The organism is Bradyrhizobium sp. USDA 4353 (assembly GCF_054063215.1).
The window spans coordinates 6,452,837-6,468,510 of the sequence record NZ_JBSSGB010000001.1 but is presented as its reverse complement, the minus strand read 5'-3'; the positions used below and the strand labels follow the sequence as shown (position 1 = coordinate 6,468,510).

Genomic DNA, 15,674 nt, shown 5'->3' with positions numbered 1-15,674 from the left:
TGGTCCTCCCCGAATGTCGCGCGTGCGTTGCGGGTGACGCGCGTGGTTTCGGCCATCAGCGTGGACCGGGGCGCAGTAGGGGGCAAGAGCGAACAGCGCGGGCATTCCTCGCGTGTTGGTGAGGCGTGCAGGTCGGGTGCGGCACGGTTTCACCTCTCCCCAGCGGGGAGAGGTCGCGCCGCTAGGCGCGGGTGAGGGGGCGCAGTTTCCTCGATCGACCGTAAGCCCTCACCCGGATTGCATCTGACGATGCAATCCGACCTCTCCCTCCGGGAGAGGTGGGTGTCCGGCTCCGTCGCGAACTGATCGACTGATGATGCTCCTACTGCCCCGAGGGCGTGCGCAGGCCGTGCCAGGCGTCGCGGACCTGCTGATAGTGAACCTCGGGCAGATAGTCCGGCGTGTTCAAATTGAGGTTCTTGACGTCGAGCCGGCCGACGGCGCTGAGCAGGGTGTAGGAGGCGATGACGCGGTCACGCTGGGCGCCGATCAGGCGGGCCTTGGCCTGGATCAGGTCGGCCTGCGAGTTCAGCACGTCGACGGTGGTGCGCTGGCCGCCTTGCGCCTCGCGCGAGACGCCCTGCAGCGCCACGGTCGCGGCCTTCACCTCGGCTTCTGAGGCGCTGACGGCGACCTTGGCGCCTTCGTTCGCGACCCAGGCGCTGACCACGGCGGTGCGCGCCTGGTTGCGGACCTGGTCGAGCACCAGGCGGCTCTGCGCCGCGACCTCCTTGGCCTGGCGGGTCTGCGAGGCCGCGGTGCCGCCATCATAGATCGGCGCGGTGACGCTGCCGACCACCGAGGCCTGGTCGGTGCCGAAGGTGCCGAGCGTCTGATCCGAATCACGGCTGCGGCTGACGCCGGCCTGCAAGGTCACGGTCGGCAGCAGCGCTCCCTCGGCCACCTTGATCGAGGTCGTGGCGACGTCGACGTCGAAGCTCGCCGCGGCGACCGCCGGGTTCTCCTTGTTGGCGAGCGCAATCGCATCGTCGCGCGAGCGCGGCAGCAGGCGGTCGATCGGGTCGGCGGCGCGCAACTGGCTCGGCGTCATGCCGATCACCTGCGCGTAAGTCGCCTGGCTGATCGCGAGATTGACCTCGGCGGCGTTGAGGTCGGACAGGCCGCGCGACAGCCGCGCCTCCGCCTGCGAGGCGTCGGTCGGCGTGACGTCGCCGGCATTGAGGCGGCGCTGCGTCACCGACAGCGTCTCGCGCAGGAAGGCGACGTTGGAGCGCTGCGCCTCGACCAGCGACTGATTGGCGAGAACGTTGGTGTAGGCGGTGACGGCGTCGAGCAGCACGCCCTGGCCGACATTGCGCAGCGCCTCGCGGCCGGACTGCACCTGCAGCTCGGCGACGCGGACGCTGTTGGCGGTGCGAAAGCCGTTGAAGAGGGTCTGGTTGACGGTAAGGCCAATGGTCCAGGGCTTTAGCGTCTGGCTCTGAATCGCGTTGGTCGGCAGCAGATTGCGCACCGCCTGCAGGCCGGCGCTGAGGCTCGCGATGAGCTGAGGGCGATAGCCGGCCAGCGCCTGCGGCACGTTCTCGTCGGTCGCACGCTGCCGCGCGCGCTCGGCATTGAGCGCCGGGTTGGTCTGATAGGCTTTCGCCAGCGCCGCGGCGAGATCCTCGGCGCGCGCCGGTGAGCAGACAGCGACAAGGCTGGCGGCGAGGATCAGGCCAGAGCCGAACCTCCGTGCACGTCCCTTGCCGACGCCAAACGTCTTGGCTCGACCCACCATCCGACTCCGCCGCGTCTCACTGTCTTAACCAATCGTTTACCTGTTTACGGCGGAGCGCGGCCACACACAAACCGCGGATGTGGATTCCGGCAGGCTTTTCCATGGTTTGTTGTGGCGGCCGCGCCACAGGCGCCGCGCGGCGGGTGCACCGGGACGGCCGCGCGGTAGGCGGGTGAGTGGGCGGCGAGAAATGCCGGAGCTGAATAACGCGAATCAGTCTGATAGTTGCGAGTGATTGTGACCGGCGCGCTGCACGTCCCGAATGATCTTTCGGCGAAGAACGGGCACAGCCGCGCGCGGTGCCGGGGCAATTGCGCGTTGACAGCTAGACACCGATCAAGGGCAGTCTCGCGCCGCGCGACGGCTGCAACCTCTCCCCGCCCTTTGCGGGGAGAGGTCGGATTGCATAGCAATCCGGGCGAGGGGCATGGCACTGGCGGAGCCACATCCCCAGCGCCTTCGGACTCGCACGTTCGCGCTCTATGGCAACACTGCCCGCGTGGTTGCCCCTCACCCCAGCCCTCTCCCCGTAAGAACGGGGAGAGGGAGGGCACCGTTCGTGCGGCGAGAAGTCGAACTACTTCGGAGAGGATCGCTCTGTACCGCTCACCGGTTCTTGTTCACCGGCTTGCGCTTCTCGATGAAGGCGGCCATGCCTTCGGCGCGGTCTTCGAGGGCGAAGGTGGCGTGGAAGAGGTTGCGCTCGACGTTCATGCCCTCGGACAGCGGGGTCTCGAAGGCGCGGTTGACGGCCTCCTTGGCCATCGCGGCGGCGGGGCGCGACATAGCGGCGATCTTCTCGGCCGCCGCCATGGTCTCTTCCATCAACTTGTCAGCGGGCACGACGCGGCTGACGAGGCCGGAGCGCTCGGCTTCCGCCGCGTCCATCATCCGGCCGGTGAGGCAGAGGTCCATCGCCTTCGCCTTGCCGATCGCGCGGGTCAGGCGCTGCGTGCCGCCGATGCCCGGGATGGTGCCGAGCGTGATCTCCGGCTGGCCGAATTTCGCGGTGTCGGAGCAGATGATGAAGTCGCACATCATCGCCAGCTCGCAGCCGCCGCCGAGCGCGTAGCCGGACACGGCGGCGATGGTCGGCTTGCGGCAGCGGGCGACGCGGTCGCCGCCGATCGCGGTGAAGTCGCTCGAGAACATGTCGATGAAGCTCTTGGGCTGCATCTCCTTGATGTCGGCGCCGGCGGCGAACGCCTTCTCGCTGCCGGTGATGACGATGCAGCCGATGGCGTCGTCGGCCTCGAGATCGTCGACGGCGGCGGCGATCTCGCGGAAGACGCCGAACGACAATGCGTTGAGCATCTTCGGCCGGTTCAAGGTGATGACGCCGACCGCGCCTTTGCCCTCGACGATGATGTGCTCGAAAACGCTCATGTTTCCATCCCCCCAAATCAAACAGCGGGCAATCTGCCCGCTGCTCGGCCGCGCATCAAGTAGGTGGGGAGGCTGGCTGCGTCAGATCATGAACATCCGCGCGGCCGAGCCCAGGGTGAGCAGGGTGCCGCAGGCGATGAAGATCTTGCCGATGATCGAGGCCTTGTCCCAGCCGGAGCCGTCGTCATTGCTGACGGTGACCATGTTGACGGTTGTCGGCTCGGCGGCCGCCGATTCGCTCTCGGCCGGCTGGGCCGCCACAGGCGCGGCCTGCGCCTCGGCGGTCGGTGCCGGAAACACGTCCGGCTTGGCGGCCTGCGCCGTGTCGGAGCCGACCGGCAGGAACGGACTATAGGTCTGCTGTTCGGCCGCGCGTCCCGCTCCAGTGCCGGCGAGGCTCAGGACGAACGCGGCTGCGATGATGAATGCTGTACGTCCACTGGCTTGGATCGTCATATTGGCCTTCTCCCCACCCTGCCAGCCCATGACGGAGTGAGACCCCGACAGATGTCGAGAACGGGGCAGAATATGGGTATCTTCCTGCCGCTCACGGCAAAATGGAGGCGACGCCGAGCATGTCGGCGGCCTCGCGCAATGGAGCTGACAAACCGATCTTGGCGTGGATCGATTTGGTGCTATGGAGCGGTTCCGAGATTTGCCCGCTGGCGTGCTCTCCGTGTGGCGCAACTCGGATGGTTCCGAGGCCGAAGGACTGATCACTAATTTGTGATCAGTTCGCGGGTCGTGTAACAGATAGCGGGTCCAGGGCGAATTGTCGGGTGGGAGCGCAGGTGCGCGAGCGTGACGACGAGTGGACGGGCTGGATGCGCCAGGCCGTCGCCGGAGACGACGAGGCCTATCATCGCCTGCTGAAGGCGATCACGCCGGTGCTGCGCGCGGCATCGCGGCGGGGCCTCGCGCGCGCCGGCCAACCCCCCGACCAGGCCGAGGACATCGTGCAGGAAATTCTGTTGGCGGTTCATCTCAAGCGGCACACCTGGGACGTCAATGCGCCGTTCGCGCCCTGGCTGTTCGCGATCGCCCGCAACAAGCTGATCGACATGCTGCGCCGGCGCGGCCGCCGCGTGTTCGTCGACATCGATGATTTCTCGGAGACGCTGGCCGACGAGCCGCCGGCGCCGAGCGTCTCCGCGAGCGAGGTCGAGGCGCAGCTCAAGACCTTGCCGCAGCGCCAGCGCGACGTGCTGCAATCGATCGCGGTCGAGGCCGCCTCGATCAAGCAGACGGCGCAGAAGTTTTCGATGAGCGAGGGCGCGGTGCGCGTGGCGCTGCACCGGGCGCTCTCGACCCTGACGGCCAAGCTACGGGACACGTGAATCATGGACACCGATCAGCTCATCCGCACCCTTGCCGCCGACAATGCGCAGCGCGCGCTGCCGGTCGGGATCGTGCTGGCGCTGGCCCTGATGGCGGCGACGCCGGTGTCGACCGCGATGCTGCTGATCGGCCTCGGCATCCGCCCGGACATCTGGCTTGCGGTGCGCAATCCGTTCTTCGACCTGAAATTCGTCGTCACCACGGCGCTGGCGATCCCGGCGCTGATCATCAGCGTGCATCTGTCGCGGCCGGAAGCGTCGCTGCACGGCTGGGGCTGGCTGCTGATCGCGCCGATCGTCGTCCTGATCGGCGGGATCGCGGCCGAGATGATGCTGCCGCAGCGGGCGCCGATGATGGCGCGGCTGGTCGGGCACAATTCGATGCTGTGCGTGTGTGCAATCCCGGCGCTGTCGCTGCCGATGCTCGCCGCCGCGCTGTTCGGTCTGCGTCACGGCGCGCCGTCACGCCCGGGCGTCGCGGGGGGCATCGCCGGGCTGGTGTCTGCCGGGATTGCGGCGACGCTCTACGCCGCGCATTGCACCGACGATTCACCGCTGTTCGTCGCCACCTGGTACACGCTTGCGGCGCTCGCAATGGCCGGGCTCGGCGCGCTGATCGGCCGGCGTGTGCTGCGCTATTGAGCGGGGGACCGCTCAGACCGGCGCCGCGGCATCCTGCACGCGATGGAAGCGCAGCACCTGCTGCGCAGTGGAGCGCCGCAGCCGCTCATAGGTCGCCTTGGAGGCGACGAGATCGGTGGCGGCGGCGCCGGCCAGCTCATCGCGCATCTGGATGATCGATTTGACCGTCGGCCAGGCGAGGCCAGCGACCTTGGCGAGGATCATGACGCCCTCGGCGCGGCTCTCGACCATGATGCTCTCGGCAACCGCGACCGGCACGTTGGCCATGGCGGCGACCGCGGCATTCGCCTCGTCGAACTTGCGCTGCTCGGTGAACTGCACCAGGAGGCGATCGTCGAGCCGGCCGTCGGCGTGCAGCGAGCGCACCAGCGCATGCGCGATCTCGGTCTGGCTGGTCAGCGCCACCGCGCTCGACCGCGCCCGCCGGCCGGCGGTGCGCACGGCGGAGGAGACTTCCGGCGCCAGCTTGGGGTTGGCCGCCTCGAGCCGCGCGCGCACCGTGGCCGAGGCCTTGGCGACGAGCTTCAGATAGAGATGCCGGGGCAGGTTGGGCCGCAAGGCGAGACATGCGGCGAGATTTTCGTCGAGCGCCGCGCGGTCGACCAGCGCGTCGAAGCTGCGCTCCGAAAGGTCCGCGCCGGGATTGCTGACGGTGCTGTGCACGACCGCGTCGTTGCCGCGCCGGAGCAGGATGTCGGTGACGGCGCGGCTCAGCACGCGGCGGATCGAGATCGCGAGCAGATGGGCCTGGCTCTTGGTCTCGGCGGTGCGGATCAGCGCGGCTTCGTCGAGCCGCTCGGATTTCGACAGCACGGGGCCGGCGACCTCGATGGAATCGTCATCGGCGAGCCGGTGCAGGGTCCGCGGCGGCGCGCGGTCGAGCGGCGCGAGCCGGCTGGCGAGCAGGGCCCGCGCCGAGGTCTCGATATGGTCGATCAGGCATTCGAACACGTCATCGAACAGCGCCACCTGGTTGTCGGCAAAATCCGCCGTGCCCGCCACGAACAGGTCGGTCACCTTGCGCAGGGTCTCGACCCGCCGCGCCACGGTGCCATGCGCGAGCGTGTCCTCCAACTCGTCCAGCAGGCTCTCATTGGGCTTGGGCTTGACCGACATGGGGGCCGGATCGCTCAGGCGCGGGTGACGCGATTGCGTCCCTGCGCCTTGGATTCGTACAGCGCGCGGTCGGCGCGCGACAGCAGTGATTCCGTGGTCTCGTCACCGCGCGCCGTGGCGACGCCGGCCGAGAAGGTGACCTGGAGGCCGGTCGAGAACGCGCTCCAGTCGAGGTCGGCGATGATCTGGCGCAGCCGCTCGGCCAGCCGGCAGGCCGGCTCCTGCGGCGCGCCGGGCAGCACCAGCAGAAACTCCTCGCCGCCATAGCGGCCGAAGCGGTCGCTGCTGCGGATGTTGGCGAACATGGTGATGGCGAAGGTGCGCAGCACGTCGTCGCCGGTCGGATGACCGTGCTCGTCATTGATGCGCTTGAACCAGTCGAGATCGATCAGCACGACCGAGCAGGGCCTGCCGGCCTGCCGCGCGCGCGCCAGCTCCTCCTCCAGCACGTGCATGATGGAGCGCCGGTTGAGCGCGCCGGTCAGCTCGTCGAGCTCGGCGAGCTCCTCGATGCGGCGATAGGCTTCCTTCAGCTTCTGGCCGCGCTGATACAGCGTCTCGCGCAGCGCGCTGGAGAAGATGCCGAGGAACATGCAGCCGGCGATGGTCAGCACGAACACCAACAATGTGGCGAGCCGCTCCAGCGGGCTGCCGGTGGGCATGCCGAGCGGCTTGTCGGTCAGCAGGAACAGGCCGGCGAGCCCGAGCGCCAGGAAGGTCCAGCAGATCGCGGTCTGCCGCGGCGTGGCGCGCAGCGAGCTGAAGCCGACGACGAGATACAGCGTGCACAGGAACACGATGCTGACTTCGGGCGCGATGTAGCAGAACGCGACCGTCATCATCATGCTGACGATCGATTGCGGCACCACCAGATAATGATCATGGAAGCGGTCGTTGAACCCGCTCTCCGACAGCACCGTCCACAAGGCGACGGTGAGGACGCCGATCGCCGCATAGGACGGGGCGATCGCGGTCGGCACGGTGCCGGCCTGGGCGTAGATGAGCAGGATGACCGCGTCGATCAGGTAGCAGGCGGCGATCATCGCCAGGATCTGCCGGCGCCGGCCGGCGCGACGGACGCGCAGCTCGCGCGCCGGCGACGCTCGCGAGCCCTTGGCATCGGCAACGTCGGGAATGGAATAAGGCGGTGCCGTGGTGCCCATGCGCGCGCAATTTGTCTCGGTTCAACTGAAAATCTACGTGGGAAAGCCTTTATCTTTGGTATCTAGGGAACCATGACGACGTGGCGCTGCGGCCTGCCGCGGCAGGGAATTGACGGGTTTCGGGCGCAGTTGGTCAGGGCGGGGACGTAACATGGCAGGCGGGAACCCGCCGGGCGCGATCGCCCCGGTTGATGCAGCAAAATATGCGTGTCTGTGCGCCAGCTCACACGCGGGGACGTATCTTTCCGGTATTTTCAAGAATTTTGCGGTTGTATTCGAACCGCGATCTCACTCCTCCAGACCAATCTTGCGAGACGGCCATTGAGCGTGACAGCAGCGGCGTCAGACGAAACCCTGATTGCCCGGATCGCTCAAGGCGACCGGCTCGCCATGCAGGTGCTGTATGGACGGCACCATGTCAGGGTGTACCGTTTCGGGCTGCGGCTCGTGCGGGACGAACAGGTCGCGGAGGATCTCATCAGCGAGGTCTTCCTGGACGTGTGGCGTCAGGCCGGCAAGTTCGAGGGCCGCTCTGCCGTCTCCACCTGGCTCCTGGCCATCACGCGGTTCAAGGCGCTTTCGGCACTTCGGCGCCGCAAGGACGTTGAGCTCGAGGACGACGCCGCCAACGCGATCGAGGATACGTCCGACGATCCGGAAGTGGCGGTGCAGAAGAAGAATACCGGGGAAGCCCTGCGCAAGTGCCTGACCGCGCTTTCGCCTGATCACCGGGAGATCGTCGATCTCGTCTACTACCACGAGAAGTCCGTGGAGGAGGTGGCCGAGATCGTCGGAATTCCGGAAAACACCGTCAAGACGCGCCTGTTCTATGCGCGCAAGAAATTGGCCGAACTCCTGAAGGCGGCCGGCATTGAAAGAGGCTGGCCATGATGGCATTGAGCAAGAGGATGCTGGAGCAAGAGCCCGGTGACATCGAGCTGCTGCTGCCGTGGTACGCCGCCGGCACGCTGAATGCGCGCGACATGCGCCGCGTCGAGGAGGCGCTGGCCCAGGATGCCGATCTCGCCCGGCAATACGCCGAGATTCAGAAGGAATATGCCGAGACCATCGCGCTGAACGAAAGCCTCGGTGCGCCGTCGATGCGCGCGATGCAGAAGCTGTTTGCCGCGATCGAGGCCGAGCCGGAGCAGGCGCCCAAGGCGCTGCCCGGCCTCGGCGCGCGTATCATGGCGTTCTTCGAGAGCCTGTCGCCGCGCACCTTGGTATGGACCGTCAGCCTCGGCGCGCTCCTGGTGGTGGCGCAGGCCGGCATCATCGGCGCCGTGCTGATGCGCTCGCAGACCGCGACCTACCAGACCGCCTCGGTCGCCGAGGACAAGCTTGTCCAGGAGAAGAGTGTCGCGCCTGCGCCCGCGAGCAAGCCGATGGCAGCAGCACCGCCGCCGCCTAGCGCGGCCGCGCCGGCTGTGGCCGAACGGGCGCCTGACAACAGCGTGGCCCGCCAGCGCATGGCTGAAGCACCGGCCCCGGCTGCGCCGCTGATCCGCGGCCTCGGCCCGCAGGTCGCTGGATCGACCGCGCCGGTCTACGCGCTGGTGCGGTTCGCGCCGGATGCGCGCATGGCCGACGTCACCGCGCTGCTCGACAGCTATCAGGCCTCGATCGTCGGAGGCGCCCAGGGCGGCCTGGTCAAGCTGCAGCTCGGCACCCAGCCGCTGTCGCGGGCGGACGCCGACGGCCTGATCGGCCGGCTGTCGCGGGAGAAGATCGTCAGCCTCGCGGTGGCCGCTCAATAGGTTGCGCCGTCCGAAGGCGTCGTTCGGAGGCTCCATGTCGCTGCGCGCATTGTTGCGGTCCGCAAGAGATCTCGCCGCGCTGAGTGCAGGCCTGCTGCTCGTGATGACGAGCAGCGATCTCAGCGCATCGGCGCAGGCGATGATGCGCTCGCCCACCATCAACATTCCGAGCCGGGTGCCGAGCATCAATCCAGGCGCGGCGATGCGGGCGCCCGGGCCGAGCCCCGGCATCGTCATGCGGCCGGCGCTGCCGAATGCGCGCTTCTCGCCGAACCTGCAGACGTCCTGCAGCCCGCCCGACCGCACCGCCTCAGGTGAATGCGCGAGGCGCTCGTCGGCAACAGCCGAGGGCGGATCAGAGACGGCGACGTCGACGAACGGGACGTCGGGCGGGGGCAAGTCGGCGAAGTCAGCGCAGCGGCGCGAGCCCTCCGCCGCAGGGGCAAGCGATCCGCGCAGCATCGCCAATGAGCTGGTCGCCGAGATCGACGGCAGCCTGTCCACCGACCAGGCCGACGCGCTGGCTCGTCGTTATCGCTTGCAGCGCATCAGCTCGCAGAGCTTTCCGTTGATCGGCGCCACCATCGGCCTGTTCAGGATCACCGACCGCCGTTCCGTCGAGGCGGCCAGCCGCGCCTTTGCGGCGGATCGCAGCGTCCGCGCGGTGCAGCCGAATTATCGCTACGCTTTGCAGCAGAGCGCCACGCCAACCGAGGGCGACCCGGCGCAATATGCGTTGACGAAGCTGCGGCTGCCGGAGGCGCACAGGCTGGCGCAGGGCTCCAACGTCACGATCGCGGTGATCGATTCCGGGGTCGACCTCAAGCATCCGGAATTCGCCGATGCGTCGTTCGATACGTATGATGCGCTCGGCGGCGACGAGGGGCCGCATGTGCACGGCACCGGCATCGCCGGCGTGATCGTCTCGCACAAGCGGCTGATGGGCAGCGCGCCCTATGCGCGGATCATCGCCATCCGTGCGTTCGGGGTGGGCAAGAAGGGCGGTCCGGAGAGCAGCTCCTATGTGATCCTGAAGGCGCTGGACTACGCGGCGCTGCATGGCGCGCAGATCATCAATATGAGCTTCGCCGGCCCGAAGGATGCGGTGATCGAGCGCGCCATCGCAGCGGTCGCGGCAAAGGAGGTCGTGATGGTCGCCGCCGCCGGCAATGCCGGGGCGAAATCGCCGCCGCTCTATCCCGCGGCCAATCCGAATGTCATCGCCGTCAGCGCGACCGACACACGGGATCAGTTGCTGCCGGCATCGAACCGCGGCAACTACATCGCGCTCGCCGCGCCCGGCGCCGACATCTTCCTCCCGGCGCCGGACGGCAAGTATCAGATCATTTCCGGCACCTCGTTCTCCGCAGCCTATGTCAGCGGTCTTGCGGCGCTGGTGCTGGAGCGCAATCCGGCGCTGAAGCCGGAGACGGTGCGCACGGTGCTGACCAGGACCGCGCGCGATCTCGGCTCGCCCGGGCCGGATGATCTGTTCGGGGCAGGGGAGGCTGACGCGCTGGCGGCCGTGCAGGCCGTGCTCTCGCCGCAGGATCGGCCCGCAGTCTCGGCGGCACCTGCGGCCGGGCGGCCCGGCGACAACGGACAGGAGGCGCCGCCCGCACGCGAGCTGCGCCCGGCGTCGACCTCGGCCATGACAACCGATATGACAACCGATATGGCGACCGACGCACCGCGTGCCGACCCCGTTCGGCCAGCGCAGCAGTAGCGTCAACGTTTTCGTGAATGCTCCAAAATTCCCGCTGTCACTTTGAACGTGCGCTGGGGCGGTCACGACAGATGGTACGTGGGAGCGGTGATCCCCTCCCCACGGCTATATCAGGCGCGAGCGCCCATCCACCCCAAGCGCCCATATGGCTCGAGCCGTCCGGTTGTCCCCCCGGACGGCTCTTTTGTTTTGGGGATATGCGAGGCCGCGACGGGCGGGTCGCTGCCGGCTTCGGCCTACAGCTTTGGGTTGCTAGACGATCTCGGCGGACGCGCCAGCGTTGTTTTGATGCGGCCGAGCCCGCGAAAGCACGGATAAAATGTCCGCACGACTACGGTTTGGCCGCCAAAGAAGATGGCGTTAGCTAGACTTTGTTAACCTTTTCCACAAAATATTCACGTCACGTTGCGTTGATTCGTGCCGAGTGCGTCCGTCCCCTTTTTTCGGGCTCCCCTATGACACATCGACTGGACGTGGCCTGCAGCCGCGAACTGGCTGCGCGCTGGTGCGCGCTTGCCGAACGGCGTCTCGATCATCTCACCGAGCTGTTCGATAGCGGCCGCTGGCGTCGCTACTACACCGAGCAGGCGTTCCTCGACGACCTTCGCCACGCCAAGGCGGCGGTGCAGACTTGGCAGGGGCTGTCCCGTGCCGAGCCCGAGCCGGCGAGCATCGCGCCGCGCCATAGGCCGGCTGCGACAATGGCTATGCCGCCGGCTCCTGTACGTCGCGCCGAGCCAGAGCCGGTGAGCATCGTGCCGAGCCAAAGGCCGGCCGCGGCGACACTCGCCATCCCGCCAGCTCCCATGCGCCTCGCCGAGCCGGAGCCGATCACGCTTCATCACATCCAGCAGCCGCCGGTCGAGATGCCAAGGATCGCGGCGCCGAGGATCGAAGCGCCGATCGTCGAGCACCGGCCCATCGAGCTGCCGCGGTCGCTCGAAACCATCCTTGCGAACTCCGAGATCATCGTCGCGCCCGAGCCTCAGATCGAGCTGGCCGGGCAGGATTTCGAGACTTTCGACCTCGTCGAATCCGGCGACGTATCCGAAGACGAGATCGCGTCCGACATCGCACCCGATCTGACGGACGCGCCGGTGCGGATCGACATGTCGGCGCTGGAGCAGGCCCTGAGCATCGGCATGGACGAGTCCGAGGCAGGGTATGACGAGCCGGTGGTCGACCTCGACGCCATCGAGCGTCGCTATCCGGCGCTGGCCGTGGCCTATTAGATCATGATGCGTTTCCGCGGAAACGCATCATGATCTGATCTCTTTGTTTGAGCATGATCTCTTCGGAAAACCGATTCTCACTTGTCCGGATCATGCTCCAGACCTTCATCGAACCACGGCGTTGCCGCTGACGTTCAGTTGCGCAAACCGCTGCGCGCCGTCCTGCGTAAGATCCGACGTCACCGGCTTGATGTGATCGAGCCCGATCACCGCGCCGCGCGGCGTGCCGGAGATCATGTTGCCGCTGACGAGCGCCGTGCCCGCGCCCGGCATGACCGAGACGCCGACGCCGGCCAGCGCGTTGCGGATCACGTTGCCCGAGATGACGACGTCGCGGAGATAGCGGCCCCAGCCGGCGACAATGCCGTAGGACGGGGCGTTCTCGATCACGTTGCCGGTCACCGACGAATCCGCCTCGACATAGATGCCGATGCCGGCATCGTCGTCGGGCGCGGTGCCGATCGGGCGCTTCGGGATCAGGTTGCGGATGATGTTGCCCTGAACGACCGCGATGCGGCCGCCTTCGTTGAAGTTGCAGACGGACACGCCGAACGCGGCGCCGTCCACCGTATTGCCTGATATGACCGCGCCTTCGAACGAGAACTCCGAATACAGCGCGACCTCGCGGACGTCTGTCACGCTGTTGCCGACGATCTGGATGTTGGAGGCGGAGTTACCGCGCACCGCGGAGTAGTCGCAATTCCTGATGCGGTTGCCTCTGGCGATCACGTTGCCGGCGCGAAAAGCGTTGATGGCGTTGCCGTACTGGCCGGAGCCGCCCGGACCGGCCTTGATGTCCTCGATACGGTTGTCGAGCACCATCGTGCCGTCATCGCCGATCGCGGTGCGCAGGATCTCGATGCCGTTGTCGCGCGTGCCGCGGATGGTGTTACGCGACACGATCAGGCCGAGCGCATCGAAGGAGACCACCGCGGTGACCGCGATGTCGGTGATGACGTTGCCGCTGATGTCGCCCGAGACCTGCTCGAGCCAGATGCCGCTGCCGCCGGAGCGGATAATCTCGCAGTCGAGGATTCGGACATCGTTGCCGGCGGCGACGTGCAGCAGGCCGCGACGCTGGGGCAGGGCGATGCCGCCGCCGTCGAGCGACAGGCTGGTGACTCCAAGGCTGTCGGCGCCTTCTGCTGACAAAAGTGACGGAGCGCCGCCGGTGAACACGAGCTTCGTCGCGCCGCGGACGCCGACCAGTTGGCTGCCTTTGGCGAGCCGTAGCATCGACGTGCGATAGGTGCCAGGCGGCAGCGCCAGTGGGGCCTGCGCGCGCGCGGCCGCGTCAATCGCGCGCTGTAGGGCGCGGGTCTGGTCGTCAGGGCTGTTGGGCTTGACGCCGTACTGCGTCGCGTCCCGGCCGAGGGTGGCGATCAGCGGGGCAGCCTTCGCCGGCTCGCTCGGTAGCGCCAGGGCGCCGGCGGCACCGGCCGCAGTCGCGCCGATCAGGTTGCGGCGGTTGACGTCCATGGTGTCAGGCTCGCGTTGGTTCAGCTCTCGGTCTGAGATAACGCGAAAGCGCTGACGGCCGGCTTTGGCGCGGCGCCGCAGGGGTTGTTTGTTGCGGGTAGGGTTAAATCTTTACCCGCAGCAACCGCTGTCTGAGATGGCAATGAAGGCGCATCGTTTCTTGGGCTGATATTCGGTGGCTTGTGCGCACCTCTCCCCGCCAGGGCGAAGCGAAGCTTCCCTAAGGCGGGGAGAGGTCGGATTGCATCGAAGATGCAATCCGGGTGAGGGGGGCTTTCCGCTGGGCCGGTGCGCGTGGCTGCCCCTCACCCCAACCCTCTCAGCGCGGGCGAAGCTCGTCGCGGCCCCGTAAGAACGGGGAGAGGGAGCCCACCGTGCGCGATGTGCTAGCTCGGCCTCGAACTGACAAGTCATATCAATTCGATTGAATTGAACCGATGGGTCTGAACGAATTCGACTAACGCTTCACCCGCGCGAGCTTCACCAAATCCATCAGCATCGCCTCACCGGCATCGACCAGCGCTTCCAGCGTGATGCGCGCGCTGCCGTGGGGCAGCACCGTTCCGGCGCGCGGCAGTGGGGGGATGTGGATGAAGGCGGCGAGGCGCGGGCCGCCTTCGCTCTGCGTCGCCTCGATCGCGCGCCAGCTCAGGTAGTTGCAGAGATAGCTGCCGGCGTCGCGCGATGGCCGCGCATCGATGCCGGTGGCGCGGGCGGCGCGTAGCAGCCGCGCCATGTGCGGGCCGAACGACATTGCGTGCGCGCCGGGGACGATCACGCCCTTGCGGGCGACGTGGCGGTCGGCATCGGGGAAGGTGGTGGTGATGGCGTTGCGGGCGCGGGTCTCGATGCGCAAGTAAGAGGTTCGCGCCGCGAGGCCGAACATCAGCAGCGCGTGCGGCCGGCGCTCGGCGATCAGCTGCGGCAGCTCGCGATCGACGGTGTCGTAGGTGACGTGAAAGATGTGGCTGAAGATCTCGACATCAGCCAATGCCGGCCGGCGCAGCTCGGCCAGCCGTTTCACCATTGGCATGGTCGGATTGATGGGGGCACCGGGGAACGGGCCGAAGCCCGTGATCAGGATGCGCGGCCGCTTGCTCAAGTCAGCATCTCCGCGAGCTGCTCGGCCGCCAGCGCAGGGGCCACGCGGCCCTCGGCGACGTCGGTCTCCAGCTTCTTCACCTTCGTACGAATGGAGGGATCGGTGCGCAGCCGCGCCATCAGGCGCTGCTCCAGCATGGTCCACATCCACTTGACCTGCTGGTCGCGGCGGCGCGCGGCGAACTCTCCGGAGGCGATCATCGCCCTGCGATGGTCGAGCACCTTCTGCCACAGCTCGGCGATCCCCGTGCCGGCCATGGCCGAATAGGTGACGACCGGCGGATGCCAATGCTCGGAGCGCGGCGAGAGCAGATGCAGCGCGCCGCGGTAGTCCGCAGCGGTGATGTTGGCGCGCTTGACGTTGTCGCCGTCGGCCTTGTTGATGGCGATCATGTCGGCGAGCTCGACCAGGCCCTTCTTGATGCCCTGCAGCTCGTCGCCGCCCCCCGGCAACATCAGCGCGAGGAAGAAGTCGGTCATGTCGCAGACGGCGGTCTCGGACTGGCCGATGCCGACCGTCTCGACCAGCACGACGTCGAAGCCCGCGGCCTCGCACAACAGCATCGCCTCGCGCGTCTTGGCGGCGACGCCACCAAGCGTGCCGGAGGAGGGCGAGGGGCGGATGAAGGCGTGCTCGTGATGCGATAGCCGCGCCATCCGCGTCTTGTCGCCGAGGATGGAACCGCCGGTGCGCGCCGAGGAGGGATCGACCGCGAGCACGGCGACCTTCTGGCCCTGCTGGATGAGGTACATGCCAAGCGCATCGATCGTGGTCGACTTGCCGACGCCCGGCGAGCCGGTGATGCCGACGCGGATCGCATTGCCGGTCTGCGGCAGCAGCGCCTGGACCAGCTCGCGTGCGGATGCCTGATGATCTCCACGCCGGCTCTCGACCAGGGTGATGGCGCGCGCGAGCGCCGCGCGGCTGCCGGCGCGGATGTCGTCGGCCAAGGTCGTGATTCCAAACGGAGCGGAGGAGCGGGAAGACATGCGC

Annotated in this window: 14 protein-coding genes; 6 read left to right on the top strand and 8 right to left on the bottom strand. The window is 67.5% G+C overall.

The features are described 5' to 3' along the window. Positions 1-322 precede the first annotated feature (322 nt). From ACVILH_RS29435 to ACVILH_RS29425, 3 genes are all read right to left on the bottom strand, one after another. Positions 323-1,741, bottom strand: coding sequence for a TolC family outer membrane protein (locus tag ACVILH_RS29435; protein ID WP_456716013.1), 1,419 nt, complete (start codon positions 1,739-1,741; stop codon positions 323-325). 606 nt (positions 1,742-2,347) lie between these two features. Then, positions 2,348-3,127 (bottom strand): enoyl-CoA hydratase, encoded by a 780-nt coding sequence (locus tag ACVILH_RS29430; RefSeq protein WP_456716012.1) that lies wholly within the window; start codon positions 3,125-3,127, stop codon positions 2,348-2,350. An 81-nt stretch (positions 3,128-3,208) separates the two neighbouring features. Next, a complete protein-coding gene (locus ACVILH_RS29425; protein ID WP_456716011.1) occupies positions 3,209-3,583 on the bottom strand; it encodes a hypothetical protein in 375 nt (124 codons plus the stop codon). 335 nt (positions 3,584-3,918) lie between these two features. Here ACVILH_RS29425 and ACVILH_RS29420 point away from each other — a divergent pair, with 335 nt between their 5' ends. Then, positions 3,919-4,464, top strand: a complete 546-nt coding sequence (locus ACVILH_RS29420) for a sigma-70 family RNA polymerase sigma factor (protein WP_456716010.1) — start codon at positions 3,919-3,921, stop codon at positions 4,462-4,464. A 3-nt stretch (positions 4,465-4,467) separates the two neighbouring features. Beyond that, positions 4,468-5,106 carry an NrsF family protein gene (locus ACVILH_RS29415; protein WP_456716009.1) on the top strand — a complete coding sequence of 213 codons (639 nt, stop codon included), beginning with the start codon at positions 4,468-4,470 and terminating at the stop codon, positions 5,104-5,106. Positions 5,107-5,118: 12 nt separating this feature from the next. On the opposite strand, the gene ACVILH_RS29410 is transcribed toward ACVILH_RS29415, so the two are convergent. Together ACVILH_RS29410 and ACVILH_RS29405 are read right to left on the bottom strand one after the other, a co-directional pair. Continuing rightward, positions 5,119-6,222, bottom strand: coding sequence for a DUF2336 domain-containing protein (locus ACVILH_RS29410; RefSeq protein ID WP_456716008.1), 1,104 nt, complete (start codon positions 6,220-6,222; stop codon positions 5,119-5,121). Between the two features lie 14 nt (positions 6,223-6,236). Continuing rightward, positions 6,237-7,385 carry a GGDEF domain-containing protein gene (locus ACVILH_RS29405; protein ID WP_456716007.1) on the bottom strand — a complete coding sequence of 383 codons (1,149 nt, stop codon included), beginning with the start codon at positions 7,383-7,385 and terminating at the stop codon, positions 6,237-6,239. A 321-nt stretch (positions 7,386-7,706) separates the two neighbouring features. On the opposite strand from ACVILH_RS29405, the gene ACVILH_RS29400 reads away from it, so the two are divergent. The 4 genes from ACVILH_RS29400 to ACVILH_RS29385 all read left to right on the top strand — a co-directional run bounded on the left by ACVILH_RS29400 (position 7,707) and on the right by ACVILH_RS29385 (position 12,100). Then, complete coding sequence (locus ACVILH_RS29400; protein WP_009027432.1) at positions 7,707-8,276, top strand: sigma-70 family RNA polymerase sigma factor; 570 nt, start codon at positions 7,707-7,709, stop codon at positions 8,274-8,276. Continuing rightward, the gene (locus tag ACVILH_RS29395; RefSeq protein WP_456716006.1) at positions 8,273-9,142 is read left to right on the top strand and encodes a hypothetical protein; all 870 of its coding nucleotides are present in this window, start codon (positions 8,273-8,275) and stop codon (positions 9,140-9,142) included. The genes ACVILH_RS29400 and ACVILH_RS29395 overlap by 4 nt, the downstream gene beginning before the upstream one ends. 34 nt (positions 9,143-9,176) lie before the next feature. Continuing rightward, complete coding sequence (locus tag ACVILH_RS29390; protein WP_456716005.1) at positions 9,177-10,868, top strand: S8 family serine peptidase; 1,692 nt, start codon at positions 9,177-9,179, stop codon at positions 10,866-10,868. A 410-nt stretch (positions 10,869-11,278) separates the two neighbouring features. Then, a complete protein-coding gene (locus ACVILH_RS29385) occupies positions 11,279-12,100 on the top strand; it encodes a TIGR03809 family protein (RefSeq protein WP_456716004.1) in 822 nt (273 codons plus the stop codon). Between the two features lie 105 nt (positions 12,101-12,205). On the opposite strand, the gene ACVILH_RS29380 is transcribed toward ACVILH_RS29385, so the two are convergent. The 3 genes from ACVILH_RS29380 to meaB all read right to left on the bottom strand — a co-directional run bounded on the left by ACVILH_RS29380 (position 12,206) and on the right by meaB (position 15,670). After that, positions 12,206-13,579 carry a TIGR03808 family TAT-translocated repetitive protein gene (locus ACVILH_RS29380; RefSeq protein WP_456716003.1) on the bottom strand — a complete coding sequence of 458 codons (1,374 nt, stop codon included), beginning with the start codon at positions 13,577-13,579 and terminating at the stop codon, positions 12,206-12,208. Positions 13,580-14,036: 457 nt separating this feature from the next. Next, positions 14,037-14,681 (bottom strand): pyroglutamyl-peptidase I family protein, encoded by a 645-nt coding sequence (locus ACVILH_RS29375; protein WP_456716002.1) that lies wholly within the window; start codon positions 14,679-14,681, stop codon positions 14,037-14,039. Then, on the bottom strand, positions 14,678-15,670 hold the full coding sequence (gene meaB / locus ACVILH_RS29370; RefSeq protein WP_456716001.1) for a methylmalonyl Co-A mutase-associated GTPase MeaB: 993 nt from the start codon (positions 15,668-15,670) through the stop codon (positions 14,678-14,680). The genes ACVILH_RS29375 and meaB overlap by 4 nt, the downstream gene beginning before the upstream one ends. Between the last annotated feature and the right edge of the window lie 4 nt (positions 15,671-15,674).

Coding starts and splice junctions, on each gene's coding strand:
- ACVILH_RS29435 (WP_456716013.1), bottom strand. CDS start 1,741: ATGGTGGGTCGAGCCAAGACGTTTGGCGTCGGCAAGGGACGTGCACGG.
- ACVILH_RS29430 (WP_456716012.1), bottom strand. CDS start 3,127: ATGAGCGTTTTCGAGCACATCATCGTCGAGGGCAAAGGCGCGGTCGGC.
- ACVILH_RS29425 (WP_456716011.1), bottom strand. CDS start 3,583: ATGACGATCCAAGCCAGTGGACGTACAGCATTCATCATCGCAGCCGCG.
- ACVILH_RS29415 (WP_456716009.1), top strand. CDS start 4,468: ATGGACACCGATCAGCTCATCCGCACCCTTGCCGCCGACAATGCGCAG.
- ACVILH_RS29410 (WP_456716008.1), bottom strand. CDS start 6,222: ATGTCGGTCAAGCCCAAGCCCAATGAGAGCCTGCTGGACGAGTTGGAG.
- ACVILH_RS29405 (WP_456716007.1), bottom strand. CDS start 7,385: ATGGGCACCACGGCACCGCCTTATTCCATTCCCGACGTTGCCGATGCC.
- ACVILH_RS29395 (WP_456716006.1), top strand. CDS start 8,273: ATGATGGCATTGAGCAAGAGGATGCTGGAGCAAGAGCCCGGTGACATC.
- ACVILH_RS29390 (WP_456716005.1), top strand. CDS start 9,177: ATGTCGCTGCGCGCATTGTTGCGGTCCGCAAGAGATCTCGCCGCGCTG.
- ACVILH_RS29380 (WP_456716003.1), bottom strand. CDS start 13,579: ATGGACGTCAACCGCCGCAACCTGATCGGCGCGACTGCGGCCGGTGCC.
- meaB (WP_456716001.1), bottom strand. CDS start 15,670: ATGTCTTCCCGCTCCTCCGCTCCGTTTGGAATCACGACCTTGGCCGAC.